The organism is Kitasatospora griseola, assembly GCF_014648555.1.
Taxonomy (GTDB): domain Bacteria; phylum Actinomycetota; class Actinomycetes; order Streptomycetales; family Streptomycetaceae; genus Kitasatospora; species Kitasatospora griseola.
Genome location: NZ_BMRI01000019.1, coordinates 103,100 through 103,598, shown reverse-complemented (window position 1 = coordinate 103,598; position 499 = coordinate 103,100). Strand labels below are relative to the sequence as shown.

Below are 499 nucleotides of genomic sequence, written 5' to 3'. Positions count from 1 at the left end.
CGGCGGTGAGTTCGGCGGCGTTCGGCTTGACCGCGGTGGGGCGGGCGGGCAGTGCGGCGAGCAGGGCGGGGCCGTCCGCGTCGAGCACCACGGGGACGTCGAACCCGCGTCCCAGGGTCACGAGTTGGGCGTAGCCGTCGGCGGGGGCGCCGGGCGGGAGGCTGCCGGAGAGGACCAGGACGGCGGCCTGCGGGAGGTGGCGCTCGGTCTCGGCGAGCAGGGCGTCCCACTCGGCGGGGGCGAGCGCCGGGCCGGGCTCGTTGAACATGGTGGCGTCGGCGGTGTCGACCACGGCGACGGTGCGGCGGGTGTCGCCGGCGACCGGGACGGCGGCGTGGTCGAGTCCGGCGGCGGCGAGTTCGGTGCGCACCGCCTCGCCGGTGGGGCCGCCGAGCGGCAGGACGCAGCGGGCGGGGCGGCCGAGCGCGGTGAGCACCCGGGCCACGTTGACGCCCTTGCCGCCGGCCTGGGCAGCGATCCCGGTGACCCGGTGGCTGGT

At 79.0% G+C, this 499-nt stretch carries 1 protein-coding gene; it reads right to left on the bottom strand.

Translation table 11 applies throughout. The features are described 5' to 3' along the window. Positions 1-499 (bottom strand): 1-phosphofructokinase family hexose kinase (locus IEZ12_RS38905; protein WP_229847850.1); only part of this gene is annotated, 499 nt, incomplete at both ends.